Here is a 26,195-nt window from a genome sequence, read left to right as displayed (position 1 = left end):
TTATTGGAATACGTTCTTAATTTTTGGTTCAGGATCATGAAATGAGTAGTTTTTTGAAAGTTCTCCTTGAATGGCATACCGTTTAATTCCTCCTTCAGCACATGTAATTAAAGTGATTAGTTTTTTGTCTGCTTGATCTTTTATCAAATGAACCGCCGTTTTATCTACAACATCAACCGTTGTAATCGTGTATTCATAAATGGTATTAAAATCTGTTACGTAAATCTTTTGACCTTTTTTGGCTCCTTCAAGTGGCCCAAATAATAAGTTTGCATTGTTCATATGGTGACCAGCCAATGCATAATTTCCTTGCCCCATGGTTTGTTCTTGTTTCATTGTCCCAGCACCGATAGCCAAATTCGTGTTGGATATGCCTAATAGAATAGGTAAATGAATGTTTAAATCAGGAATAACTATTTTCCCAACTCCAAAGTTGGTAATGATACCTTCAGCGTTATTGTTACCATCAATCACGTCTTGTAACGTTAAATCAGTAACAGTATTTGGATTAAATTCAGCTTTTTCTTCTTTTAAGGCATTTTTTTCCGCTACTCCAGCTGTTAATTTTCCCGCTTTAGAATAGGCTTTTTCTTGTGAACTCTTAACCAAATTATTTTTTATTGGTTGGTAACTTGCTATCAACAAACCACCAAGAATTAGTGCAATAAAAAACCCTGGAATAATGATTTTCAGAGCCTTTTTCTTTCGTGATACCGCTTCTTTCTTTTTAATTCTCATTTTTTAGTCGCTCCTTTTCTTTTAGATGGGAACTTTTTCGTAATTTTTTTGGGGTTGTCTTCAAATTCAAAAGCTAGTGTAAAATCTTCTTTCAAGGTTAATTTTGCATTGAATGGCCCTTTTTTCCCTTTAAAGTTTTGAATTAATTTTGTTTTTTTCTTTGTTAGAAGCTCTGTAGCTTGTGCTACAGATAAGGTTTTCCCCGCAACTACTTTCCATAAAACGAAATCACACTTTTCTTCACTACAAGGAAATAATTTTGATTTTTCAGTAATAATCCCTTTTTTGCACTTTGGACAAGTTGCTATTTTATTGGATTCCATTACTTGGTCCACATTATTTTGATCTATCTTTTGTCTTTTTAATTGCTCCAGGGTTTCATTTACAAATCCTTCTATTTTTGTTACGAATACTGTTTGATTGCCTTTCCCATCCCCAATAAGCTTTAAATACTGTTCCCATTTACCCGTCATTTCTGGTTTTCCAATTAAAAGGTCCTTTGTCATCGAGAAAACCAGTTTCCCTTTTTCCGTAGGAAATAGCTTGGTTTGTTCCACTCTCATGAATTCTCTATTAATCAACGTTTTTACAATCGCCCCTCTTGTGGCTGGCCGACCAATATCTAGTTTTTCCATGAGTCCTTTTGCAGCTCCAAGTGTTGCTTCAGTTAATCGTTCCGGTGGTTTTGTTGTGCCTTCATCAATGGTTATTGCCATTAATAAGCTTTCGCCTTCAGTTAATGGCGGTAAGCTTGGTTCTGCTTCTTTGGTTTGTTCCTGAAGAGATTTCCAGCCTTCCTGAAGAACCACTTTACCCGTTGTTTTAAATTCAATTCCTTTGATATCAATAAGGATTGTGGTTGTTTCAAACGTGTAATCAGGCGCAAACATTTTTAATGTTTGAGTCAACACGGCCAAGTATATTTGTGATTCTTGCTCTGTTAATTTGCTTAAATCCGGTAGTTGTTCCGTAGGAATAATAGCGTAATGCTCCACTACTTTTGTATTGTCTACATATTTTTTTCTTGGTGCTGTATTCGTCACGTTAAAATTCAATTTACTTACGGCCATATATTGAGTCACATTTTGTAAAAGGTAATTAAATTCATTTTCAGTAATATGCTTACAATCTGTTCTAGGATAGGTTAAATAGCCTTTCGTATAAAGACTTTGGATAATTTCCAATGTCTTATCTAAGCTATATTTCCATTTTTTATTGGCATATTTTTGTACCCCACCCAAACTGTAAAGCCCTGGTGCAGTCGCTACTTTTAATTCTTTTTCGACTTTCGTAATTGGAACATTTATTGGACTTTGAAGCCCTTTTTCATTTAACACATTTTGTGCTTCCTGAAGGGAAGCATATTTTACAATTGTCGAAAATGTCAGGTCTTTTCCTTCTTTAGTAGACGTCCCTTTTAATTTGTAAAAATTCTCCGGCTTAAATTGTGAAATGGCTAAATCATTTTGAACAACTAAGCTGTTACAAGGTGTTTGGACTCGACCCATTGACCAAACGCCGTCTAACCCACTTTCTTTAGCACGTAAGGTAAAGTAACGTGTAAAGTTCATTCCAACAAGGAAATCGCTAATTTGACGTGTCTGAGCTTCAATGTAAAAGTTATACGTTTCGTTACTTTCTCGTAAATTTTTAAAGGCTTTTTGAATTTCACTTTTAACCATGCTGCTAACCCATAATCTTTTTTTCGGGATCCGTTGGACTTGTTGACCGCATTTGTTGATAATGCTGTACGCAATGTTTTCTCCCTCTCTATCGGCATCTGTACCAATAATAATTAAGTCGGCAGTTTGTAATTGTTTTTTTACAGCTGAAAATTGAGCCTTTGTTCGTTCAGTAACGGTGAAAAGATAGTTTTTTGGTAAAAATGGTAAATCTGCCATGTTCCAAGCTTTGTATTTTTCATCGTATTGATCCATTGGCGCCATTGAAACTAAATGACCAATCCCCCATGTTACAATCACTTCTCCAGGGAAAAAATCAGTTTCAACTTCCATGTACGTCCGACAATCCTTTACTTTACCCAATGCGTTCGCATAGGCTTTTCCTTGATCTGGTTTTTCGGCTAAAATTACGGTTTTTGTCATTGTCATTTCTCTCCTTTTAATTGAAAAACAGCACTCTTTTAAAGAGTGCTGCTTCATTTGATTGTTACATCTCAATTCCACTACTTTGTGTAGCTCTTGCTTGTACCAATTGTTTTTGCTTTGATTGTAATTGTTCTACTTGGTAGCCACGTTCATCCGTCCAATCCCATTTTTCAATCCCTTCAGCTTGTTTTTGTAAAGGAATTTCAGGCATTTCTTTTTCAAATTGAACCATCGTTCCATCTTCTCTTTGTAGCTGAAGCATATTAAATTTTTCAACAAACGATTTTCTTTCAGAAAAATTAGTTCCAGCTGGATCATTATCTACACATAAGGACACGCTATTAGGAACTTTACCCAATTCTGCAACGGCTCTTTCTGTATGATTTAAAACAGTATCTGGCTTTAGTCCATCCATTGACACGAATCGAGTGTTCTGAATTTCTGCCTTATTAATGGAAGCATAACTAAGTGCATCAGTTCCCGATTCAAAAAATTTAATATTTTCAGGTTTCCCAACCGTGAAATGGAATCCTGTTCCCTTTTTTGAGTTTTCTTGAATATGTTTCCAGCTACCACGTTTATAGTTTTCGTTACGGACGGTTCCTTGTTCACTGGCTCCAACAACTTCCCCATCTTCAACGGCTTTAAAGACAACATTATTGTATTTGTCCTGGGCTAATAATCCATTTTTGTGCAACACATCCACGATTTTAGGGTCTGCTTTTCGTTCGTTCACTAAATAATCTCGTGCTTTACTAAAATCAATGACCTCTCTCGTTGAATCATAATAATAGGGTTCTTGAGGAACTGATTCAGTACTATGTGCTTCATACTCTCCACCATTCAAAATTTGTACAGCCTCTGGTAAGGAACCAATCCCACCTACAGTTTGTGCAAACTGAACACTGTCCCCATCGATACCTTGACTATTCCAGTTAAAAAAATTCTCTTTACGATCAATGACTAAACTATCATGATCTGCCCATCGATAGTACCGTTCACTATCTTTTATTAGTGAAATTCCATTTGAAGTCGCATAATCTACAATATCAACTTGTTTAGCAGCTAAAACTTCTTCTTTTGATACATATTTTTTAAATGATTGCTTCTTTGTTTCAACAGCTTGTTTTTCCATTTTTGATTCATTAGAAGCTTCAATTTCTTTTTTATTTTCAATTGTTACTTTGTCTTCTTCAGTTCCTTCAGATAATTTAGTCGGTTTAGTTTGTTCCTTTTCCGATTGTGTTCCTTCCAAAAGATAATCATATTTTTTTTGATTGGCATTTACACCATCCCCTACATCCATTCTAAAGTTACTTACTACTTCACCATTTACTACTTCATCAAAGTAAAATTTATAATACCCTTGCTCTGGTATAGCCTGGTCATCTAATACTTTTATTACTTGGATCAGTTCTGGTGTGACAATTCGTCCCTCATAGCTAATTATTCCCGTTTCAAGATTGGTTTCGTTAAATTCAACTTTAAAGTAACGATCTTGCATTTCATTTTTTTCTTTTTCGATTATGTCATTTTGATTATTTTGAAGCTCTATTTTGTCTGGTTGTTTTTCTTCATTATCTTTTTTTTCCACTTCAGCCACTTGTAGGCTTTCTGCTTCCAACGTTTGTTCAGCTTCTATTGTTTCATCAATCACTTTAATAAACTCTCTTGAAATAGTATGAACTTCTTCCAACAGCTTCACTTTATCCTCGACATTTTCTCCATTTTTAGTCCATTTTGCAATATAAGGAACGGTTTGTTCAGACGTGTCAATTCCATAATGTTTACTTACCACATAAGACGTCAACTCTGCTTGAAATTCTTTTTCCCCAGGGGAAAGTGTACTATTTTTATGGGCTTTTGCATGAGCCAATTCATGAATCAATGTCGTTGTTTTATCGGTTCCAGGTAATCTTGGATTGAGTAAAATTTCTTCTCCACCTGGCCCTTGTACATATGCACCTTTAGCAACTCCAAGTTCAGTGACACCATTTTGAGAGTCTGCCATTTCTCTAATAGGAACGTTTAAACCTTCACTGATTTTTTCCAAGCCTTTATTTAGTTGATTAATAGAAATATCATTATCTAATTTGAAATCATATTTTCTATTAGGGAAAATCTTCGGCAAGTCTTCCGCTGTGGCATTTGTTTGTGAAACATCAAAAACATTCCCTAATTTGTATTTCATAATTTTATTCACTTTTATTAGACCATTTACTATCTGTTCACGTTCACTAGGAGTCGCCTGATTTATATTTTTTATTCCATCTTTGGTTTTAAATAATTGGACTGGCGTAGGAACAAATATTTTGATTGCCTTCTCACCTTTTGAGACTGAGAAACCCGCTTTTTTAAATTGGTCAAAACTACCAACAGCTTTTGCTCCATTAAACTGTTCGTTAATCAGTGCCATGTTTTTCTTTGAGTAATAATGGAACTGACCCATAAAGTCAGCGAGCTTCTTTACCTCTTCAGGATCATCCGTGTACGATTCAATATTTTTCATCGCTTTTCCGGACAATTCTTTAATTTCTTTTTCTAGTTCTTCAGGTGATTTCGAATAGAACTTTTTCTTTTTTGAACCTGTAGATTTTTTTGAGTAGCTACTCCCTTTTTCACTCATCCAATAATCCCTCCATTTGAATCAAAATTGATAAAAATATTTTCATCCTCTTCTTCTGTTACCATGAATTTTAAGGCTTCTAAAGTTGCTGCAGGTGGATAGATTTTTGTTGTTTCGTTTGTAAAAAAGCTAAACAACGTGACACTTTTTTCCTCTTCATTAATTTCTGTTAGTAATGTTGGTTCCATGATTACATCGTCCTTTCAATTTTTAGTTTCATTTTTCTTTTAAAATCAATTTCAATGGTGGGCTTCTGATTTTATTCATTCGTCAACACCTCACAAATTAATAGCCTTGTTCTCGCTTGGCTTGTTCAACTAAGCGTTGAGTTCGTTCATATTCTTGTAAGTCTTTGAATTTTTCGTACTCATCATTTAACCCGGCCTTTATGTCATTTACTGCTTTTGGTGTCGAGTAAAATTGTTTGGATACCGTGTAAGGTTTGTACTCATCCGAACCAGATAACTTCCACTTTTTTGTAATAGTTCGATCTCTTAGTTTTTGTTGCTCTCGTTCAAGAAAGTCATTCATTTTTTCTTCTTTTTGATTGAAAGTTCCATCTGAATTCATTTCTAATTTTTCAGTTTGACTAATGTCAAATACTTCAACCGTTTTAAAACCACTAATTTTTTTTACACCATCATAATCATCAACGAAATATACTGGACTGTTTACAAGTAAAGGAATACTTCCATTTTTAACACTTCTATTATTCTGTAACCAATCCATTTCTCCATGAACATAGGTCACGTCTTTGTATTGTTTTTTTAGCCATTCCGTATTCTTTTGTGAAAACCTATCAAGGTTCGTTTTACCTGTAAATTCTCCATAATCATAAAATTTAACTTTTCCATCATTCTTATTTTCTTTTTGGAAATGGTTATTAATTTTGGAAAGAGCACCTTCCTTTTTTTCAGCTAGACTCATTTCTTTTTCTTCAACTTGGCTAATGTCATACAAGGAAATTTCACTAAAGGCAATGACACGCTTTGTTGGAATCCCTTCATGATCTAATTCAAAAACGGGACTTTTTACAATTAATGGCTCGACACCTTTTGATGGAACTAAATTCTCTTTTTCCCAAGCTTGATGACTCTGAACAAATGAAACCGTTGGTAGTTGTTTCTCCAACCACTCTTGATTTTTTTTTGAGTAGTTCATCAGATTTGATTCCCTGTCTTCAATTTTAGCTTTTGCATTTTCTTTTACTTCTTGACCTTTTAATTTAAAGATTAGGTTAACTGGTTTTTCTTTAGTCTCTTCAAATTGGTTAATATCTGGTTTGCTTTCTTCACGTTTCATGTGATCTTTAATTTTGTTAAGTGCAGCTTCCTTTTTATCCTCAAAGCTCATTTGTTTTTCTTCATTCAGTTCCAACTTCGCTTCAACCACTTTTTCTCTTGCAGCAGTTGAATTTTTTTCAATCACTTTTAATTCTTTTAAAAAGCTATTCCCCAACCTTTTTTTGATTTCTTCTTCTTTATTTTTGAAGTAATCTTTATCCGCTCTTTTTGTGTCACCATACATTTTTATTCGAGCGGCACTTTCTTCTTTCATCAAAGAAAGATAGTTGCTGTAATCAGGGGTATCTTTCATCAAGCTAGTTGTCAATTCATCAATTTTTTCCCTTGTTGCATCTGAAACTTTTTTACTACCGTACGTCCAATTCTTTTTATTTTCTGGAAGTTCGTTTCTAATTTCATTCATCAACTTCATTTCAAAAGTTGACGTAGAAGAAAGTTGAGATTTTATATCTTGGACCAACTTATTTCTAAGTTCACTTGCACGAGCCAATTCTTCCCCACGTCCAAATATTTCATTTGCGAACGTACTCTTCATATCATCAATTGTAGATTGTGGTCTCATGCCTCTTGGTTGCTGGTACTCAAACCCATTTTCTTTTTTTGTCATCATCTTCCTGGTGTTTTGCATTTCGACTGTCGCAAAATGAATATGAAAATGATTCGTATTGTAATGCACCATTCCAGTCCATAGCATCGTTTCATTCATCTTTTCCGAACTACCCATTTTCTCCATCATCTTCCTACCAGCATCAATTAATTTTTTTCGATCTAGTTCTTTTGTTTCTGGATTGTAAATTTTTGCTTCTATTAAGTCGGCTGTATCGAAAGAAACAACATCCTTAAATAAAATGGATCCATTTTTTTCAGCTTTAGAAAATTGTTTTTTTATTTCAGCTTCTTCAGCAACGGTTAAATCATCCTTACTGGAATTAAAAAGACCAGTCATAATTGACTGATCTTTTACGACTTCATTATTCAACACATCCACTTGCTTGGTTATTTTCTCTTTAAATTCTTTTGCTTTTCCTTTCATAAATTCAAGCTGCTCTTGTTGGTCGGGTGATAATTTTTCTTTACTTGATAGAGCATGACTTCTACCCATATAAGATATATAGTTTGAAAAGTCTTCTGATTTCTCCACTGAAGAAAAGACATCATTCTGAATTAATACTTGTGCTTCTCCTTCAATTTCAGTTAACTCTTTTGTGTTTTTTTGCTCACTTGGTTGGTCCATATCATTATATTTTTCTTCTTCAATTTTTTGTATCGCTGATTTAATTCGAGTAAGTTCATTCGTTTCAGCTTGAGTTAAATCTGCTTTAGATTCAAGTACACCTTCCCTTGTCAGATAATTTATAAACGAGCTGTAGTTCTTTCCTCCAGGTACTTCAAATTCCGAAGTTAAAATAATTTTTGCATGTGCCATTTGAATTCACACCCTTTATTAATCGTCCCACATTTTTGTATTTACTGATTTTGTTTCTTCAATATCCGGACCTTCATCTGTTTTTTTATTATGTTTATATCTCATTGCTTTTGTCGTATTTCGTTTAATCCTATTTTCTATTGTTTCTTTTGCTTCAGTATAAATTGGAATTTCACTTACTGGTTTAAGACGTAATAAGTTTTGTTCATCGGCTAAGTTGGATGTAATTTCAAGTATCATGGATACTTCTTTTGAAATGGCATTGTATTTTTTATCTTCTTTGCTTTCAGCCTCATTGTTATGTTTTAATACAATGAATCTCAAAGCTTGGCTCAAATTGTTGATACCAGGCGTATTTTCTTTTACCTGTATTAAAACTTCTTTTACATCATCATTGATGTAAAAATGCTCTCTTTTTCCAGCCACTATTGATCACCTTCCTCTGGCATTTCTCCTGTTAATAAGGCCTGAATAATGTAGTTATTTGTATCTACATATTCTTGGATTACATTTTTTAATTCTTTTATTTCCGACAGTTCTTCGGTTATTATGTCTTGTATCATAGCTTTTTCAATAATAATTTTTATGAGTTCATTCCGACTCATCGGTTTTCCTCTTCTATCACCTAGAAGTTTTGCCTTTGATTCTAATTTTGCACCAACAGCTTCATCAACGTTTCTAATTTTTATTTCCATAAAAAAACTCCCTTCTATTTTAGTGGACTGTTTGTGTGTTTTATGTGTACTAAAAGTGGGCTTTTTCACTTAAAAGGTGGGTTTTTTGTGTGCCTTTTCTCCTTCTTTTGACCCACTCTTTTGAGCTTAAAAACCCAATAGGCACAGCCTATTTGACACCTTTCGTAAGAAAGTGACACCGGGTTTCCCTTATGCTCTTTGTCTTTCAAACTCTTTTAGCCCTAAAAAATCTCTAGGGCTTGTCTTTCAGTCTGCACTTTAAGGTCGTAATGTCCTTCGCAATTCATTTCTATTCCAGCACAATTTTTTTACTGCTTCTACTTTTACCAATTGGAAAGATTGATTGGACTTAATTTTTTAGAATCATCAAAGATTGATTTATCAATTATTTTTATTGAGCTAACCCCACTCATATTAATGAGTAGGACTGCTCTTTTTTTTGTTTTAGCCATTCTCAATTCAACATAATTAATGTTTGTGCGTTTCATGAAAGTAAGAAGTTCTTTCTCCAAATTTTTGGGATCACTTGGTAAAGATAATTTTTCTGAATAAAGAACATCTATATAGTCTTCTGATAAAGTTTTTCTGAAAAAATATTCTGCGTACGCCATGTTAAATTGAGTTGTAAAAGTTAGTATTCCTTCATTTTGTAAATTTGTTTGTTTAATAAGTGTATTTGCAAAATTTGGATTCTTTGAGCGTGTATAACCATTTATGAAGTGATACAATGTCAATTCAAAATCACTATCGAAAGTAATTATATAGTCTATTTTCGTTTCCATTTATTCACACCCTTCAGTTATTATTCTTGAAGTTTTTCACTTTTTTCTTTAAGTAGTTCAATCTTACTTTCATACAATTTTATTTGTTCCTTGCTGTCATCATTTTCTTTTTTGAACATCAATATTTCTGATTCCTTGCTTTGGATTTTAGATTTTTCTCTCGCCAAGTCATCACCAATTACATAATCTAAGTCTTCTTTTAGTTTATTGATTGATTTCTTCACCAATTTTATAGAAGCTTTATTGTCTTCAATAACTTGTTCTAATTCTTTTATTTGTTTCAATAGTAGGTTTATTTGATAATTTGTACTAACGGATACTAATTTTTTTGGATCTGTTTCAAAGGTTAATGACGGATTAATTTCTGCCGATTCTTCTTTCGTGTAAATAACAAATTCCATTTCTTTTAATTCATCTGGTTTATTTTTTAATAGCTGAATGTAGCTCGGATAAATAAATTGTTTTACAGCTCCAAAATTTTCTTCTACACCTTTAATGTAAGTGACATAGTAGTTGTCATCTACTCGTACGACTTTAGTTTTCAAAAAATTCTCAAGATCATTCTTTCCAATTGTTTTCATCTCTAGATTAATATTTCCAAGGTCCATGTAACTACTCTCCGAATAAAACCAATAGTCTACACGGATTAAATTTTCTTTTGGATTATATTCTCGCTTTACAACTTGAAAATTACCTTGTCCAAACGGAATCTCTTGACCGATTGCTGCTTCAACAAATTTGTACTTTTGGCTTGTATTAAACCCAATCGAAAAAATAAAAAGATACAGTAGAAAAAAAAATGCCAACACCCCATAGAAGCCATTTGAACGACTTCTCCTTGACTTTACAGTGAATGCTGATAAAGAGTCTTTGACTTTAGAAAATCTGTTCTTGGGTGATTTAGGCATTCTCTAACACCTTCCTTTGGTCATAGTTAAGAAGAACTACTTCACTTTTAATGTTTGTTTTCTTTAGGCGTTTATATTTTTTTAATCCAGCTAAACGCACTAATAACCACGTATCATCAAAATCAAACCATTCAATTCGATATTGATTAGAGTACTTTCCATTTTTATTTGAATGAGTGATCAATATTTCTTTATTTTCCTTGTTGTAATTGTGTGCTCGTTTTAATTGTTCAATTTGTGTTTCCATGCTGCTGCCTCCATTTGTTAAACGAGTGTTTGATAACTAAATTCTGTTACCATTTTTTTCTCATTTACATTTTCAATTTTTATAATAAATAAATTCCGTGTCTTATTCTCATTTCCATCTACAGTTGTCGTATAATCAACATCAACCATCACTTCTGCTATTTCCAAGTCTTCATGGATATATACTAATAAAGTAGACAGTATTTTTAATGGTATACTGTTTATAAGTAGACACTAAAACGAAAGGAATGATTCAAATGTCCAATTACAAAAAATATGATGAAGAATTTAAGAAAAGCCTTGTTAATCTTTACCATGGAGGTAAAACACAAACTTCGTTGTGTAAAGACTATGGCGTTTCCTTTACAGCGTTATCCCGCTGGGTAAAACAATATTCTGAAGTTCAAATTGAAGATGGTTCTATCCTTACTGCTAAACAGATTAAAGACTTACAGAAGAAAAATGCTTTATTAGAAGAGGAAAACCTCATCTTAAAAAAAGCGATTGCCATCTTCACGCCACACTCAAACAACGATTAGATGCGGTTCATTTATTACGTTTTGATCATTCTATTGTGCGCCTTTGTAGAGTCTTAAACGTAAATAGAAGTACCTATTATAAACACTTTGACCCAACTCCTGCTCCTAGAACTGTTGAAAATCAACAGCTTCGACAAACCATTTTTTCTATCTATATGGATTCTAAAAAACGATTAGGTGCTGCGAAAATAAAAGTTGTTCTTGAGCGTGATTTTGGAATTTTCATTAGTGTTGGGCGAGTGTACCGATTAATGAAATCAATGGATTTGCCAAAAATGTCTACAGCTAAGCCGAAATTTTTATATGCGAAACCAAAGGTTTCTTTAGCTTACTCAAATCACTTAAACCAACAATTCAATCCGACTGAACCGAATCGAGTTTGGACGAGCGATATTTCTTACATTCCTGTTAATAAAGGGTTTGTTTATCTCTGTGTCATTTTAGATTTATTTTCCAGGAAAATTATAGGATGGCGCGTTCGTCCAACTATGGAAGCTTCTTTAGTCCTTGAGACACTTGAAACAGCTGTGAATCAAAGAAATCCCAAAGAGCCTGTTCTATTCCATACAGATCGTGGAAGCCAATACTGTGCGACTAGTGTTCGTCAATTTTTAGACACACATAACCTCGTTCCATCTTATTCCAAAGCAGCTTACCCATGGGATAATGCCGTAAACGAGTCTTTTTTTAAATATATGAAAAAAGAAGAACTGAACCGCAGAACATTTAGAACAATCCAAGAAGTTGAACAATCTTCATTTGAATATATAGAGGGTTTTTACAATTCAAAACGCCCCCATTCAGCAAACAATATGATGACCCCGAATGAAAAAGAAAAAATCTATTTTGGGTCTATCTAAATTGTATCTATTTTTGTGTCTACTTTATTGACATCTGTCCATCATCATAATCCCCTAAATATATTTTCATACTTTGAATTTCTGACTGAATAACTACATCCATATCGCTTACTCCTTGTTCTGTTACCTCTCCTTTTTGACTGATACTTGGAATTAATCGGCTCACCACTTCTTCAGTTGCTACCGCCAACAAATTAGTTTTTCGTGATTCTGAGTAAAGATCATCAAACGATAAATACCCTTCAGTAAATTTGGTAGAAATTTCTTTTAATTCTTTTTCAAGGTCTGCTTTTGTTGTTTTTTCTACTGTATCACTTGAATTTTTATTTTCAGTTTCAGTATTGGTTTGAGGATTCTTTGACGTCTGTTCCTTTTCATTTTTAAGTTGGTTTAGTTCTTTTTCTAAGGCATCCATGCTCTCCTTGTTTTCTTCTTTGACTTGTGTACGTATAGACTCAACATTAATTTGTTGAGTCGTCCGATCTTCATTTAACTTGTACATAAAAATCCCATTTATAATAAGTGAAAATCCTAGAAGCATAATAATAAATTTGTTTCCCATTTTTTAATTCCGCCTTTTCATTTAAAATAATTTGTTTTTAAAGTCCTAATAATGGTGCTGGATCTAAAACATTTCCTTCTCCACCATTTTGAGTCGTCCGAATTTCAAAATGTAAATGTGGTCCATCAACTTGGCCCGTGCTCCCAATTTTGCCAATTACTTGACCTTTTTTTACTGTATCCCCGACTTTAACAAACTGCTCGGATTGATGAGCATATAAGGTCCATTGACCGTTACTGTGTTTGATTACAGTACAGATACCATAACCATCAACTGGCATACCATTGTGTTGAGCTATTACAACTTCCCCATCCATTGCTGCCTTAATTTCTGTTCCTGTCGGATTTCCAAAATCAATTCCTTTATGGAATTGGGGTGGTGTCACTCCTGTTGCTGGTCGGTTTCCATAAGCTGAAGTAATAATTGGATTATCAACCGGCACTTGATACTCACCTCCACCTGTTGAACCTCCGCCTTCAGTAAGATATTGTTTAATCAATAATGGATAAAATTGATTGCCATAACTATATTTCCAACCACCATTTATTGGCACACTAACTGCATTTTTATAGTCATATGTTTTCCCTCCACTTTTATAGGCTGAATATTTTTCAGCACTTTCATAGGACCATTTTGTTTCTCCATTTTTAACCATCCAAACGGTGTTATATTCTCCACCAAAGTTATAAGAAGCGATAGCAGCTAGTGTATCTTGACCCAATTGTTTAGTTGAATTGTAAGTTCCAACAAGGTGCGCTATACCCGCTTCTACACTTTCTTCAGGCGTACTGATCATTCCTGGTTTTCCACCATATTTACTCTCTGAAGACTGCATAATATCTCCTCCAGAACTTACGATATCCCCTCGACTTTCAACTTCAATGATTGCGAGAACATAAGGAACTAATTCTGGTACACCTTGCTTTGTAGCCTCTTTTTCTACCAATGATTTAAAAGAAAGTGTTGCTTCAGATAAATTTTTATTAGTAACTGTTCCATCCCCTATAGGCGCTGTTGTTGATGAACTTCCACCTAAGATAATTAAAAATAGTAAAAACCCAAATATAAAAAAAACAACTCCAGTGGTAGATAGAGTTGTCAACGCCTGAATGATTAACGTAATTTTTTCTTTCCTTGTTCCTTTTCCTTGAAGTATCCGGATAATTGAATTGATTTTTTTCACTGTTCACCCTCATTCCTTTTTTTAATGTCCTCCAGCGAATCTCTCTAATTGTTCTTCAGTTGGATCCACATCGACTGTATATTTCAACTTTCCACCTAAGTTCGCAAATACTTGACCTTTTTTTAATCTAGGTAATGAATCATATTCTGATTGTGTTAATGAATTACCTAATACTTGTTTCATTCGTTCCATAACAGAATCATCAAGGTTTAAATAAAACTTATTCGAACACAATTCAAAGACCTGTTTTATTTTTGACACATCAGTAGAGCTAGCTCCTTCAGGAAGTATTTCTTGTGGCGATTGTGTCGCAAAGTACACAGCAGCCGAAAACTTTCTCATTTCTTTTATGAATTTCACAATATAATCAACCGCAAACATATTATTTGTATTGATGATATTCTGACATTCGTCTAGTAAAAATATGAAATACGTAACATCTTCAGGTGCTATTTTTTTCTCAAATAATAAATTTTTCATTTTACGACCATTTTTCATTGCCTGGCTCCAAGTAATGGATAATGATGTAAATAGTTGGCAATGGAATATTTCAGGACTTAGTGTACTAATTCCATCGATGTCATAAAACACAATTTGTTCATCATCAAAATTTTCTAGTGATGTATGACCATCAAACAATGCGCTGTATTCATAAGCCATTGCATTAATTACGGTTTGAATATTTTCAAGTTCCTCTTTTTTTCGTGGTGTTACACTTTGGTAGTGATCTGTTTTTAGTTGTTCATTAATGAATTCCGCTAATTCACTCATAATAGGATAGGCTGTGTGTGGAAGGCCCGTAATTTTAATTTTATCTCTATTTTTCATGAACTCTTCTTCTAACATGCCTTTTTTAATATAAAATTGATCCACTAGTTTTCCTAAATCTAAAACATCGATGGCACGCATATCTGGATTTAAAAATCGAATTTGCGCTGTTAGCTTCGCTTTATTCTGTTGATAGCTTCCTAATTCATCAATAAAACGGGCCGTTTTATCTGTAACAGTCGCAAAAACTTCCAAAGGATTAACAATCCCATGACCACCAGCTAAATCAATGATTTTTCCGTCTTGACCTTGTACTAAATTGTACCAATCTCCGTTTTTTTCGATTCCTCGAATAATTGTATTTCTTCCAACTAGCATGTCTTCTATCATTTTTAAGAAGGTTGATTTCCCAAAACCCATCATTCCAAGCACCATTGCTGAGAATGAAGCTCGGTCTTCAGTAATAATGTATGGATCAAAAACAAAAGGACCATTTGTACTAGTTGTTCCAATATGACCACCCCACGGATCCATTAAGAATTGATGGTTAAATGGATAACCACCTCCTACCGCCAACGAAGGAATTTCAATACCAGGTCTTTTACTGATACTATTTTTTTGTTGCTTTGAATAGGATGTAAAAAGCGACAACCATTCCTCTTTTTGTTCGAAAAGGCACGGTGTCGCTTTATAATCTAAACCATTTAGTTTTTTTCGCAGTTCAGAAATGTCTTTTTCCAATTCTTCTAATGTATCTGCACTTAAAAATATACGTATTTGCATGATTTTAATAATCTCGCCGCCTTGTGTTACTTGGCTTGCAAAATTTGATAGTTGTTGAAATTCATCCATCGCATCATTTCTATCTGTATATTTTCTTTCACTTGTCGTTCGTTCTTCAAATTCACCAAGTGTTTTATTTACAGCTGACAAGACTTCTTCTTTATTGGCTGTTGCAATATCAATTGACGTTATAGACTTTGAATTATCTGTTAAATGAGTCAACCAAAATGGTGGCACATTTCGTGGAAACCGATACACATGTACAGCAGCATAATAACCATCACCAGCTTCTATATGTCGTTCTTTAAAACGAATTCCACCTTGCGGTTGAATCCGCTCAATAAATTCTAAATCATAATTATTTCTCTCTAGTTCAGCTAATTGTTTCGAGTTCATTCATTTCACCTTTTCTTATTTATTCTTTTATTTTCTACTGTATCTTTTTATTCTTTTAGTCCTAGATTATTTCTTTTTTCCATAGCCTCCCCTTCTATATATCTGTATTCATATTATTTAGTTTAAATAATATACGCTCGACTATTTCGGGTTCTGTATCTGTAATATTTAGATTCATTCCACCATTGCGCTTGATATCTCTAACTTTTTCAATTAATTCTTTTTTACTATCTCCATATACAATCAAGTAAAAATCAAGATTGGATAAATTTTGCTCGATCCAAAGCATTCTTCCCAGCTGCTCTTGGCATGCTTGAATTTGTGCTCTATTTTTCCGTCTTCTCGCTTGCAACAGATGTCTTCTCCAAAAAACTTGCTGGCTTTCTGTTCCAGCTGGAAACATCAGCGATATGATGCTTATATCTTCCGGATACAATCGAACAAGTGTGGTAAAGTGATCCATAACTGTTTGTTGCTCTGACCCACTAAGGGCGTAGACGTTGCGTGTACCGATTTTTAAATATGCCTGGTACTTTTCTTCAATGTCTACTACAAAACCGTCCTCCATGCGTTTATAAGGGAATACTTCTATCATTGATGTTAAACCTTTTTTGGATAGAGCACTTTTTTCACCTTTTTTTTGTTTTTTATCTTTCACTTTAATCATTTTCATCCTCCTTCTCTATTACTTTTTGGTTATCTTCCAAAAGTTTTTGATACATTTTGTCTCCCATTTAAATAATTTTCAGCCTCAACTTCCATAGCTTTCATCTCTAAAATCATTTGTTTCGTGTATTCTTTCCCTAGTACAACATAAGAAATCAACAAAAGAGTATATAGCCCTGTTTTCACAAATATAATGACTCCTATCTTTCTTAACAAGTTCAACACTGTTTCCCCCTTTAATTAAACTAAAAACACTACTCTTTAGAAGAGTAGTGCTGTGTAATATATTTTCTCGTATCCATAACCAATAGTTGTAAAATCACTTGGAAATTTCTTTTATCCGGACAAGCAGCTGGTTTCATACACAAATAAATCCCAAAAATTAAATTTGTTGCCATCATCAACCCAAATACTGGCGCTGTGAATTGAACAATTTGTTGAGCATAGTATCCAAGTAACACGAATCCAACTACAATCATAATGTCTACGAAAAAAAACATGTACAATTTGATTTGCGCCTTAATATTTCTTGGAATTCTTAAATTATTGTAATTTTCCATTTTTTAACTCGCTCCTTTGTTTATTTTTATTATTCAGACGGTTCTTTATCAAATAGATTATCAAAATTCACTTCAAAATTACCATGACCTTTTAGACTATTAGATCTTGGTTTTAGATTACTCGCTCCACTTCCGTGGACGGCCACATTTGAATTCAATTGATTATTTTTATTTTTTGTTACTTGATTCGTTTGATTATTTGCAACGTTTGTAGTTGCTTGCATATTTTCAGTGACATTTCTTGTTTCATTTTGATTCATGGTTTGGTTCACGGTTGCTGCATTTGAAGACGTACTATTAAATTGTTGTTGTTTGGTTTCTTCAAAATTCAAGTTAACAGACCCCGCACTGCCATTACCTTGTACACTTGTTTTAACATCAGCATCTATTTTAGTTGGTGTTGTTGCATTTGTTGGGTTAGTTGTAAGAGATTTTTCTACTGTGCCTTGGCCTTTTAATTCGCCTTCAGCTTTAACAGCTCCTTCAACTTTTGCAACTCCTTCAGTTTTGATTCCATCTAATGATCTTGGCGTAGCTTGATTTTCATCAGTATTAGGTTTAGTCGATGTTGAAAGTGTTGGATTGTCTTTTTCTACATCTTTGTTCAACGATCCTGAGTTCATAGCCTCTTTTATTTTCTGACTATTGTCTTGTTTCACTGGAACAGTTGTAGAAATTGATTTTTCTTCACCTTTAGCCTCTTTAACTGCATTTGGATCCAAATGATCTTTATTTTTAATTGGTCCACTTGGAACGCCAGTTTTACTAACTTCACCATCAGCCTCATTATTTACTGCTAAACGACCTTTATTAGCAACCTCTGCTTCTCTTGCTGATTTACTTTGATCTTCTTTTTCAGCTTTATTATCTGCTGTATTTTTTTGAACGCTTTTAACAATTCCATCTTCTTGCCCTTTTTGGAAATTGTCTTTAATATCTTTAACTGGTTTGGCAATTTTCCCTACTGTTTCAAGTGCTTTTTCTTGTGCTTCTTCTTTTTTATCAGTTGCGGCTTGCTTCATAGCCTCTTTTTTATCTGTTGCATATCCTGATAATCCACGTTCTTCAAATTGAGCCATTTCACTTCCAAGCTTCTTAGCTCCTTTATCCACGCCTGTTTTTGCATCATTAACTGATTTTTTAGCTTTTTCAAATCCAGCTTCAGTAGCTTCAATTCCTTTTCCAGCAAGATTTTTAGCACCTTTTCCAGCTCCAGTAACAGCATCTTTTGTTAATTTACCAGCTGCCATCATCATTAACATGCCTTTAAGACCATCTTTAACGCCTACGTCCACGCCAAAGTGCTTCGCTATTGTATTTGTACCATTCATACAAACCATAGCCCCTACAAAGCTTGCAATAGAGAATAGGAACCAATTTAACCCCAACGTACTAATGTAACCATAGTAGATTGTAAATACTCTTAAACTTAATCCAGTTAACATAATTGCTAAAAAGGATTGCGAAATATCTTCTACAAATTTTTTAGTTCGTTGTCCTGTTTCAATATCTGAGGCTGCAACGATTGGGAACAAAATTTTCTTGAACGCTAATTCAATAAAATTTTGAACCAAAACAAAAAGGGCCATAACGTATGCGAATCCTAACGTTATTAGCCCTATATTTATTGTTGCAAAGTTAGCAGGAAATCTAAAGACTCCTTCTTTAAACATGTCGAAAAATCCATTTTCAATTTTTACCGCCTCTTGTACTCCGTTGTAATCAAAACTCATTTTATAACCTAGATATTTAGCTCTTGGACTTGCCTTGGCAAGTTTATCAGCATCCGTTGGTGTAATGACATCCACCATACTAACCATACCAAACATTTCTTCAGTCAACATATTTTTTTCAGGAACAACTGTACCTGATTGACCTGGTGCATCAATAATAGTATTTCCTTGTTCTAACACTGCAAAATCTCCCATTGCAGCAAAAGCTAAATCGGCAGTATTTTCTTTTATAATAGAAAAGGATAAAGAGTTATTAGTTACTGTTGTTGAACCAGCAGATTTACTTTCTTCAAAAAAAGACTTTGAAATATCCAAACTCATCGTCATCAATGCTGGTAATTCGACCATTAAACACCCTATTATTACCATCCGAATGGTAGTTTCTTTTAACTTCGGGCCCATGTTAAACATTGTTTTAAGCCCCATAATAGCTACCATTACAATAATTATAGCTAATGCAATTAGCTTCATTGAATTGTATATTGTAGCAATTGGACCATAGTTTAAAAATCCACCTAATGTTAATATGTTATCTACACTTTTTTCAGCCATAGAAGCGAATGTGAATAAAAATTTAACAAATCCCCATTGGACCGCTCTCACAATAAACATCACTACGTCCGCATGATCAATCCAATCTTTAAATCTTTCTAAAAATTCAAGGGCTTCTTTACTACTTTCTGAAGCTAGCACCGTGTATAATATTGAATTCATTGGATCTCCTTTCTGTACAAAAAAAGCGCTAGGATAATGGATATCCTAACGCTTTACATTTTATCTAGTTCCTTATTTTTGTTCTCTCATCATTGTATAGCTTCGTTTCTTAACTGTTTCAGCATCTTTTAAATCAATATTTTCGTTTTCTACTGTGATTGGTGAAATAAAGTAATAAAATTCATCAAATTTCACAATGTAAGTGTCTGAATCATCGATAGTGCCTGGCTCTCCTTTTTCAAAAATATGACTTCCGTCAATTTGATTTCCATTAAATTGATATATTAAATATCCATTTTCTTGCTTCTCAGTTTCATATGGAACAAGGGTTTCTTGACTATTTTTTAAAGTAATCACTTTAAGCTCATTTTTTTCATTCAACGCTACTTTAAAATCCTCTGTCGATTCTTCATCCCTACTAGTATAAAAAGTTGATCCACTAGCAAATATGTCATCACTAGCTTCTTTCTTTTCTTTTACTGCTTCACTTTTCCCACATCCAACAATTACTAGCAACAAACTAAATACTGCCAGTAAGACAACTACTTTCTTTTTCATTTGTTCCCCTCTCTCTCCATCTAGTTAATCGTAATGACCTTTACATCCAAGAATGTTAATTGTATCTTCCTCAATTGAATAAATAATTCTATCAACATCGTTAATTCTTCTAGACCAATAGCCAGCCCAATTAAATCTTAGTGGTTCTGGTTTTCCCATCCCCTCAAAAGGAGTACGTTCTATATCTTTAATTAATTTGTTGATTCTTTTTAATGTTTTTTTATCTTGTGTTTGCCAGTAAAGATAGTCTTCCCAGGCATTATCTGAAAAACGTTTAATCATCTTCCGTACCTAATAGCTCGTGTTCCACAAACTTCCCTTTTTCAAGTTGTTCTCTTGAGGCTTCAAGCCATTCTCTATTTGTTCTACTTCCTAATACGTGTTGATTTTCCATCAAATTATTGTATTCTTTTTCAGAAATAACGACCACATTAGCATTATCTTTTCTCGTTACAATCACCGTGTCAAAATCATAGGTAACTCTATCTAAATACTTTTTCATATCTTTTCTGAAGTCACTAAAATTTGTAGCTTGCATAGATAAAACCTCCTTCAACTTATTCATTTATTTAAGAGTACCATATATAGTACATATAAACAAATGTTTTAATTGAATTAAGCTGCTGCTTTAACAATCTTGATTAATTCTTCTATATAAGCAAGGATTCGATTTCGTACATCAGGATTGTTAATATTACTGGCCTGTTTTTTGAGTTCATTGATATTTTCTTGATCGATAGCTTGCATAAATGCTTTAATCGTTTCTCCAGGTGCAGCTTCCGCATTTAATATGCTGAGAATACCAGTTTTAATTTCTGAAAATTGTCTGTGCTGCGTTTGTTCTTTCCGGACTTCTTCTTGAATTTCAATCTCTACACCATCTTCAGTAAGCCATTCTTCAAAATTAATAGACAATTCACCCAAATCTAAATACGTATGCTCTGAAGGAATGTCAAAGGAGTTGATGTCTTTTTCTGTGTCAAAGTCTTCAGATAAAAATTCCCATCTGTAAGGCATCGATGTTTCTTTTGTGTTAAAAATTGGAAATGGTCTAATTTTTCTTCTTAACACATCTTGCCTGTGTAAGTTCCGGATGACGACCGTTTCCCCTTCAATTAAGGTCCCTAATCGTTCCGGTGTTAAGATACGTTCTTCATTTGCTTGTAAATTCTTGCTGTTTTCAATTTCCATTTGTTTCACGTTTGACGTTTCGGTGTCAACCGTTCGGTTACCGACCTTCTTGGAAATTTCTTCTATTGTGTCACTGTTTCCGCTCATAATGTAAATATGATTTTGGCAGTTTTCTTTAATTGTGTCTGCTGCAGTCTCTCCGTAAACTCCTTTTAACTGACTATAACTTTGTACAATTATATTAAAGAGAATATTTCTTCCCAAGCAAACGGTCATAATTTTGTCCATAGCTTCAATTGCAGGCATATTTCCAAACTCATCTAAAATAAACTGTACACGTCTAAAGCATTTTTTCCCTCTTGTAATTGATGCATTCTGTGCTAGTGTTGTATACAATTGTTTAACGAAAATACTTGCGATAACGTGCATCGACTCATCAAAATCCGGCGTAATCATAAATACTGCAATTGGTTTTTCTGAGTAGTCCATTTCAACTTTTTCAAGAACATCAATGGTACTTGCAACTAAGCGAATATCTACCTTACGTTGCCAATCTCCTATTTCTTGATTTTTTACTCGATTTACCTGATAAACAGCTTCTTGTTTCGCTCCATTATTTTTATAAGTAATCCGAACAGTATCTCCTGTTTCAAGATCACAATTAAAATTTAAATTTACTAAGCCTAGTAAATTGGGTTTAATGGATTCCACTGCCAATACTTTATTTTTCTTCGCACTGAAAAATTTCACCGTCATTCGTTTGTTCAACGTACTTTTATCAAATTTTAATTTTAACGTTTTTGGAAATCCTACTGATTTTAAATCAAAACTGTTCGTTGATGTCATTTTTCCTAATGTTTCAAATTGGAAAATATTTAATCCTTCGTTCGCTGTTGCCAAAATACTTCCTTTTGCTTTTTCACCAGCGAAACTTGTTGTTCCGTATTGCGTTTTTGCTAGATTACCTTGTGGCAAGGCCTTAAAGTATTCATCCAACGCATTTTTTTCTTGAAGTGTTTCAGGATCCGTCCAGGTAGTTGTTCCTAATTCATTTAGCATTTGACCCGCATTATACATAGTAACTTTTTCAAATTCATCTGTCTTCTCGCATTCTTCAATTAAGGCTAATATAATGCCGTTTACTGCTCGTTGGGCTGCTTGATTAAAGAACTTGTTTTGACCAGCGTTAGGGTCGTTATAGAGCGTATAAGTTAGGGTATTCGTCAACATTTGAGCCGTTGCTTTATCTCCCTGCTTCCACGCATCAATTACTAACTGAAGCGGATTGTAACTCATGGATTGCATTGGATCCAAAATATTTAGAACTTGTACTTCAAAGCCTCTTTTTTCTAATGTTTCTTTTGCAGCTGCGTAAAGTTCACCTTTAGGATCATTAACAATCATGGCGGATTTAATTAGCGCCCTGGAAAGAATATCCATTAATACAGTAACGAACATTTCCCCTTTACCTGACCTTGAAACCCCGATATAGCAATTATTTACGGTATCTACATCGATGTAATATTTACCATTGTAATGAGTGATAGGCACGCCACCGATACCCTCAAAAGGTTCTTTTCTATCAGGAATACCAGGGTATTGAATAATTAATTCCTTTAGCAAGGCTAACCTGTTATCCCCTTTTTGACCATGTGCTAATTTCGTAAAACGATAGGCTAATTTTAAATACACATAGATCGATAAGGCGATACACATTAGAATAATCAAGAAAAAGGATAATTTTGAAAATTGGAAATTTAGAAAATTAGTTGCACTGAAGGGATTTATTTTTTTATAGTTTGAAGAAAACAAATCCATTGAAAACTTCGTTTCAAAAGTCTTAGCAAGTACAGTCCTATACTTCACAAAAGCAGTCATCAAATAATTTAAAACAAAAAAGGCGACTAGAAATGTTATTCCAGCGCCTCCTAATCCTATTCTATTTAATCCTTTTATTTCATCCGGAAGATCTTCCCCACTTATTTCATATCCCCGTTTTTTTCTTAAAGCCCAACGTCTAATAATCCGCTTCTGCTTCAACTTTTCGCTTATTGTGAGCTTTCTTTTTTTCTTCATGTTCTACTTCCCTCCATTTATTATTCAGGTAAAGGAAAATAGTCATCAAAAGCATCATCACCAGAAAAATCATTCTGATCCATTACTTTTTCAACTGCAGTTTCTTTTTGTTTTTCTTGGCTCATTTGTAGTTGCTGCACTGGTTGTTCGGAATGACTGGAATTTGACTGATTTTTCTCTCGTTCATTTTTAAAGGAATCCATTCGTTTATTTGCACGATCTGCTGATTCTTCTGCTTTAATTGTGTCAACTGCTAACACATGGCGAAAAACCTTCTTCCCATGATCTTTTAATTCTTCTGAGTAAGGCTTTAATTCGCCCCCAATAATTAACTGCACAAACGACTCTAAAGCCCCTATTACACGGATTGCTTGACCTTCAACCAAGTGATTGAGTAAATATTTTTCTGTATTTCCTCGAACTCTACAATTAATGGTATCAAATTGATAGACCTTTTCTCCTTCATCGTTTGTGTTCTGATAATTTCTACGTACCCGTAAGCTAAAAAAGGTTGTACTGAATTGATCATTGGACCTGGTAGTAATATTTTGAATGAATCCTCTTGCTTGAGTAAGATTGTCTAAATTTACATTTGACATAATTTTTCCTCCTTTGATTTATTAGTTAGATGCCTTTATTTTTGAGTCTTTACTGACTTCATGCCAGCTGTAAGCACAGCTTTGTAACCAGTTGTCATTTTCAAAAAGAGTGCCGTATTTTTCTATAATTGAATAAAATTCATCTGCTTCTATCATGACTGCAACACTCATCGGAGCTTTGAATCCAATAAGTGCATTTAATTCTTTAGTTAATTCCGATTCGACTTTTTCGACAACATCTTTTGTATATCCAACAATTTGATAGTTGCCTTTAATAAATTCTTGATCTTTAAATGAAAATACTTTTTTTTGATTATCATAACCTACTCGAACAAGCCCGCATAATGACTTCATCTCTCCATCTATTTCCAAATGTTGTTCAAATCCCTTATCGCTATCACAATGAAAGATTGGATCAAATCTTAGCCATAGGCTAACACCTGATAATAACTCCTTTTTTTCTTGATAATAAAAAGTGCCCCTAGCATTTAAGCATTTATCGTATTCTAATTGATAGAACATATTTTATTCCCCCTGTTTTTTCTTTACTAGATAATTATTTTTCATTTCAAATAAAGAAAAAGAAATAATTAAACAAATCATGCTAATTAAACAAACGATAATAGGCAATATTAATGGATATATTAAGGAATTACTTTGTCTTTCACCAATAGATTGATAGACGTGGGCCGAACCTACCGAAAACCAAAAGTAAAGAAAACTGACATCAAATGATCTATTATTTTCCACAATAGAACATTTACTAGTATAAAAATCAGGCTTGCTAAAATCATATTTCTACTCCTTTAACTTTGTATTTTTTCTAATAGCTGATCTTCTAATTCTTCGACTCTTTCCAACTGCTTATTTCCCCAGCTAGCTTTATTTTGCAAGTCATTAATCGCAAAAAGATGATTGTATGAACCCACTTCGGAACCCATTACTTCATATACTCCAACAATAGCTTTCTGTTCATCTGTGTCAGAATCATTCTGTTCACCAGAAAGGTACTTTGCACAATCCTCTTGACCTGTCATTAACACAGCTGCAACTGGTTCTTCTGTTTCTGCATGTTCTTGTTCAAATCTTAAATGCTCTTTTTCACCGTTTTCTGCTTCTTTGAATACTTCCGTAACAACTAAAAACTTCATAATCTTATTCCCCCTGTATTATTTATTTGAGTACGTACATTTTGTACTAGTCCTTTTCTTCCAATTTCACTTAGGTTATACGGTTAAATTCATCAAGTAGATAGTTTGATTTTTTTGTTACATCCTCTTGCATCTTAGATTCTTTTTGCTTCAATTTATTCTTCACTTCTTTGATTAATGATTTTGCTGTGATTTTCTGCATGTTCTTTTTCACTTTCCTCCCATTCCATTTGGTCTTTCATTCGTTTTTTTGTATTCATTAAATAGCTTAAATGGTGTGCATTTGGACTAGTAACAATTATTTTTACATTCCAACTAGAAGCTGCAGTTTCCAAATAAGAGTTCATAATGTCAAAAAAAGTTTCTGCTAGTTCTTTTTTAGAAGGGCTTGCTTTTTCTAGATTAAGATGGTCAATGGCTATGACCTTAGTGTCAGTATTTATTTTATTCAGACTAGCTATTATTTCTGCGGTTGGACTTAAAAAATCCAAGACAATCATTTTTTCTCCAGTAATTTCTTTTAGATAATTGATAAAATAAGTTTTTCCTGTTCCTGGTAAACCATCAAGAAATAAAGTACCCAGCTTTAGCAATGGGTCCTTTGATTGAATAACTTTAATTTGAAGCATTCCATAGTGCATATTCATTTTATTTTCCTCCTGTGTGATTTCACTGATTTTGTTTCTAACAAATACCCTAAATCAATAGCCTTTACTATTATCTAATTTAATAAAAGGAGCCTCTTTAGATTTTTTAGAATATTTATCTAGTTGTCTTTGCATTTTATAAATAGCCTTGTTAATTTCTACTTGTGATAGACCCTCTGTAACTAACGTAAGTTTCGTTTCTTGTCTATTTGGATTTTTTTCACTGACTAAATCACATCGAGCATTTCTAACTATTTGCCAATCTTCACCAGTTCGAACAGTAAATAAATTGAATACATCCACATCAGGCTCATCAACGTCCGGTTTTAAAAAATTTTCTTTGTCCTCAACTTCCTCAAACAAAAAATTCATTTCTTGCTTTTCGGCTAATTGTTTTTTTGTACAATAGAATTTCACAAATAAACCTCTCTTCATT

At 33.6% G+C, this 26,195-nt stretch carries 28 protein-coding genes; 1 reads left to right on the top strand and 27 read right to left on the bottom strand.

The genetic code is table 11. The features are described from left to right. From BR77_RS17390 to BR77_RS19265, 11 genes are all read right to left on the bottom strand, one after another. A complete protein-coding gene (locus BR77_RS17390) occupies positions 1 to 738 on the bottom strand; it encodes a class A sortase (RefSeq protein ID WP_051926831.1) in 738 nt (245 codons plus the stop codon). Next, positions 735 to 2,843: a type IA DNA topoisomerase gene (locus tag BR77_RS17385; RefSeq protein ID WP_051926829.1), complete on the bottom strand. Its 2,109-nt coding sequence runs from the start codon at positions 2,841 to 2,843 to the stop codon at positions 735 to 737. The genes BR77_RS17390 and BR77_RS17385 overlap by 4 nt, the downstream gene beginning before the upstream one ends. Positions 2,844 to 2,907: 64 nt before the next feature. Beyond that, positions 2,908 to 5,472, bottom strand: coding sequence for a DUF3991 domain-containing protein (locus tag BR77_RS19335; RefSeq protein WP_051926827.1), 2,565 nt, complete (start codon positions 5,470 to 5,472; stop codon positions 2,908 to 2,910). Then, positions 5,469 to 5,660, bottom strand: a complete 192-nt coding sequence (locus BR77_RS17375; protein WP_035066745.1) for a hypothetical protein — start codon at positions 5,658 to 5,660, stop codon at positions 5,469 to 5,471. The genes BR77_RS19335 and BR77_RS17375 overlap by 4 nt, the downstream gene beginning before the upstream one ends. Before the next feature lie 97 nt (positions 5,661 to 5,757). After that, entirely contained in the window at positions 5,758 to 8,202 is a 2,445-nt protein-coding gene (gene mobP2, locus BR77_RS18465) for a MobP2 family relaxase (RefSeq protein WP_051926826.1), read from the bottom strand. A gap of 18 nt (positions 8,203 to 8,220) precedes the next feature. Next, the gene (locus BR77_RS17365; protein WP_035066744.1) at positions 8,221 to 8,628 is read right to left on the bottom strand and encodes a hypothetical protein; all 408 of its coding nucleotides are present in this window, start codon (positions 8,626 to 8,628) and stop codon (positions 8,221 to 8,223) included. Beyond that, positions 8,628 to 8,897 (bottom strand): hypothetical protein, encoded by a 270-nt coding sequence (locus tag BR77_RS17360; protein WP_035066742.1) that lies wholly within the window; start codon positions 8,895 to 8,897, stop codon positions 8,628 to 8,630. The genes BR77_RS17365 and BR77_RS17360 overlap by 1 nt, the downstream gene beginning before the upstream one ends. A 323-nt stretch (positions 8,898 to 9,220) precedes the next feature. Then, positions 9,221 to 9,679 carry a hypothetical protein gene (locus BR77_RS17355; RefSeq protein WP_035066740.1) on the bottom strand — a complete coding sequence of 153 codons (459 nt, stop codon included), beginning with the start codon at positions 9,677 to 9,679 and terminating at the stop codon, positions 9,221 to 9,223. Positions 9,680 to 9,699: 20 nt separating this feature from the next. Beyond that, positions 9,700 to 10,485, bottom strand: coding sequence for a hypothetical protein (locus tag BR77_RS17350; RefSeq protein WP_155520248.1), 786 nt, complete (start codon positions 10,483 to 10,485; stop codon positions 9,700 to 9,702). A 94-nt stretch (positions 10,486 to 10,579) separates the two neighbouring features. Then, entirely contained in the window at positions 10,580 to 10,834 is a 255-nt protein-coding gene (locus BR77_RS17345; RefSeq protein ID WP_035066734.1) for a hypothetical protein, read from the bottom strand. A 17-nt stretch (positions 10,835 to 10,851) separates the two neighbouring features. Beyond that, complete coding sequence (locus tag BR77_RS19265; protein ID WP_185751429.1) at positions 10,852 to 11,001, bottom strand: hypothetical protein; 150 nt, start codon at positions 10,999 to 11,001, stop codon at positions 10,852 to 10,854. A gap of 89 nt (positions 11,002 to 11,090) precedes the next feature. Between BR77_RS19265 and BR77_RS18850 the strand changes: the two genes are divergently transcribed. Beyond that, positions 11,091 to 12,232, top strand: a protein-coding gene (locus BR77_RS18850) for an IS3 family transposase (protein WP_233463432.1) whose coding sequence is annotated in 2 segments (ribosomal slippage) — positions 11,091 to 11,337 and positions 11,337 to 12,232 — 1,143 coding nt in all. Because the reading frame shifts where the segments join, the coding sequence is not laid out codon by codon here. A 19-nt stretch (positions 12,233 to 12,251) separates the two neighbouring features. Here BR77_RS18850 and BR77_RS17330 read toward each other — a convergent pair. From BR77_RS17330 to BR77_RS17255, 16 genes are all read right to left on the bottom strand, one after another. After that, the gene (locus tag BR77_RS17330) at positions 12,252 to 12,794 is read right to left on the bottom strand and encodes a hypothetical protein (RefSeq protein ID WP_035066731.1); all 543 of its coding nucleotides are present in this window, start codon (positions 12,792 to 12,794) and stop codon (positions 12,252 to 12,254) included. A 37-nt stretch (positions 12,795 to 12,831) separates the two neighbouring features. Next, complete coding sequence (locus tag BR77_RS19610) at positions 12,832 to 13,977, bottom strand: lysozyme family protein (protein ID WP_051926824.1); 1,146 nt, start codon at positions 13,975 to 13,977, stop codon at positions 12,832 to 12,834. Between the two features lie 21 nt (positions 13,978 to 13,998). Continuing rightward, positions 13,999 to 15,924: a VirB4 family type IV secretion system protein gene (locus tag BR77_RS17315; RefSeq protein WP_035066728.1), complete on the bottom strand. Its 1,926-nt coding sequence runs from the start codon at positions 15,922 to 15,924 to the stop codon at positions 13,999 to 14,001. Positions 15,925 to 16,018: 94 nt separating this feature from the next. Then, positions 16,019 to 16,591 carry a hypothetical protein gene (locus BR77_RS17310; RefSeq protein WP_051926822.1) on the bottom strand — a complete coding sequence of 191 codons (573 nt, stop codon included), beginning with the start codon at positions 16,589 to 16,591 and terminating at the stop codon, positions 16,019 to 16,021. A gap of 29 nt (positions 16,592 to 16,620) precedes the next feature. Further along, entirely contained in the window at positions 16,621 to 16,812 is a 192-nt protein-coding gene (locus BR77_RS19255; RefSeq protein ID WP_155520250.1) for a hypothetical protein, read from the bottom strand. A gap of 32 nt (positions 16,813 to 16,844) precedes the next feature. Continuing rightward, positions 16,845 to 17,150: a DUF5592 family protein gene (locus tag BR77_RS17305; RefSeq protein ID WP_035066721.1), complete on the bottom strand. Its 306-nt coding sequence runs from the start codon at positions 17,148 to 17,150 to the stop codon at positions 16,845 to 16,847. A gap of 29 nt (positions 17,151 to 17,179) precedes the next feature. Further along, entirely contained in the window at positions 17,180 to 19,597 is a 2,418-nt protein-coding gene (locus BR77_RS17300; RefSeq protein ID WP_035066718.1) for a pLS20_p028 family conjugation system transmembrane protein, read from the bottom strand. 72 nt (positions 19,598 to 19,669) lie between these two features. Further along, the gene (locus tag BR77_RS17295) at positions 19,670 to 20,155 is read right to left on the bottom strand and encodes a hypothetical protein (RefSeq protein ID WP_035066715.1); all 486 of its coding nucleotides are present in this window, start codon (positions 20,153 to 20,155) and stop codon (positions 19,670 to 19,672) included. Between the two features lie 24 nt (positions 20,156 to 20,179). Further along, entirely contained in the window at positions 20,180 to 20,437 is a 258-nt protein-coding gene (locus BR77_RS17290; RefSeq protein ID WP_035066712.1) for a Txe/YoeB family addiction module toxin, read from the bottom strand. Continuing rightward, complete coding sequence (locus BR77_RS17285; protein WP_035066709.1) at positions 20,430 to 20,693, bottom strand: type II toxin-antitoxin system Phd/YefM family antitoxin; 264 nt, start codon at positions 20,691 to 20,693, stop codon at positions 20,430 to 20,432. Before BR77_RS17285 ends, BR77_RS17290 begins: the two co-directional genes overlap by 8 nt. A gap of 77 nt (positions 20,694 to 20,770) precedes the next feature. Beyond that, entirely contained in the window at positions 20,771 to 23,362 is a 2,592-nt protein-coding gene (locus BR77_RS17280; RefSeq protein WP_051926820.1) for a VirD4-like conjugal transfer protein, CD1115 family, read from the bottom strand. Between the two features lie 20 nt (positions 23,363 to 23,382). After that, a complete protein-coding gene (locus BR77_RS17275) occupies positions 23,383 to 23,961 on the bottom strand; it encodes a hypothetical protein (RefSeq protein WP_035066706.1) in 579 nt (192 codons plus the stop codon). 21 nt (positions 23,962 to 23,982) lie between these two features. Then, on the bottom strand, positions 23,983 to 24,483 hold the full coding sequence (locus BR77_RS17270) for a hypothetical protein (RefSeq protein WP_035066704.1): 501 nt from the start codon (positions 24,481 to 24,483) through the stop codon (positions 23,983 to 23,985). A 284-nt stretch (positions 24,484 to 24,767) separates the two neighbouring features. Further along, positions 24,768 to 25,112, bottom strand: coding sequence for a hypothetical protein (locus BR77_RS17265; protein ID WP_035066701.1), 345 nt, complete (start codon positions 25,110 to 25,112; stop codon positions 24,768 to 24,770). Positions 25,113 to 25,267: 155 nt separating this feature from the next. After that, the gene (locus BR77_RS17260) at positions 25,268 to 25,759 is read right to left on the bottom strand and encodes a hypothetical protein (protein ID WP_035066698.1); all 492 of its coding nucleotides are present in this window, start codon (positions 25,757 to 25,759) and stop codon (positions 25,268 to 25,270) included. 54 nt (positions 25,760 to 25,813) lie between these two features. Further along, positions 25,814 to 26,194 (bottom strand): hypothetical protein, encoded by a 381-nt coding sequence (locus BR77_RS17255; protein WP_035066695.1) that lies wholly within the window; start codon positions 26,192 to 26,194, stop codon positions 25,814 to 25,816. Position 26,195 lies beyond the last annotated feature (1 nt).

The organism is Carnobacterium maltaromaticum DSM 20342, from assembly GCF_000744945.1.
Taxonomy (GTDB): domain Bacteria; phylum Bacillota; class Bacilli; order Lactobacillales; family Carnobacteriaceae; genus Carnobacterium; species Carnobacterium maltaromaticum.
This window is presented reverse-complemented; position numbering and strand designations above follow the sequence as displayed.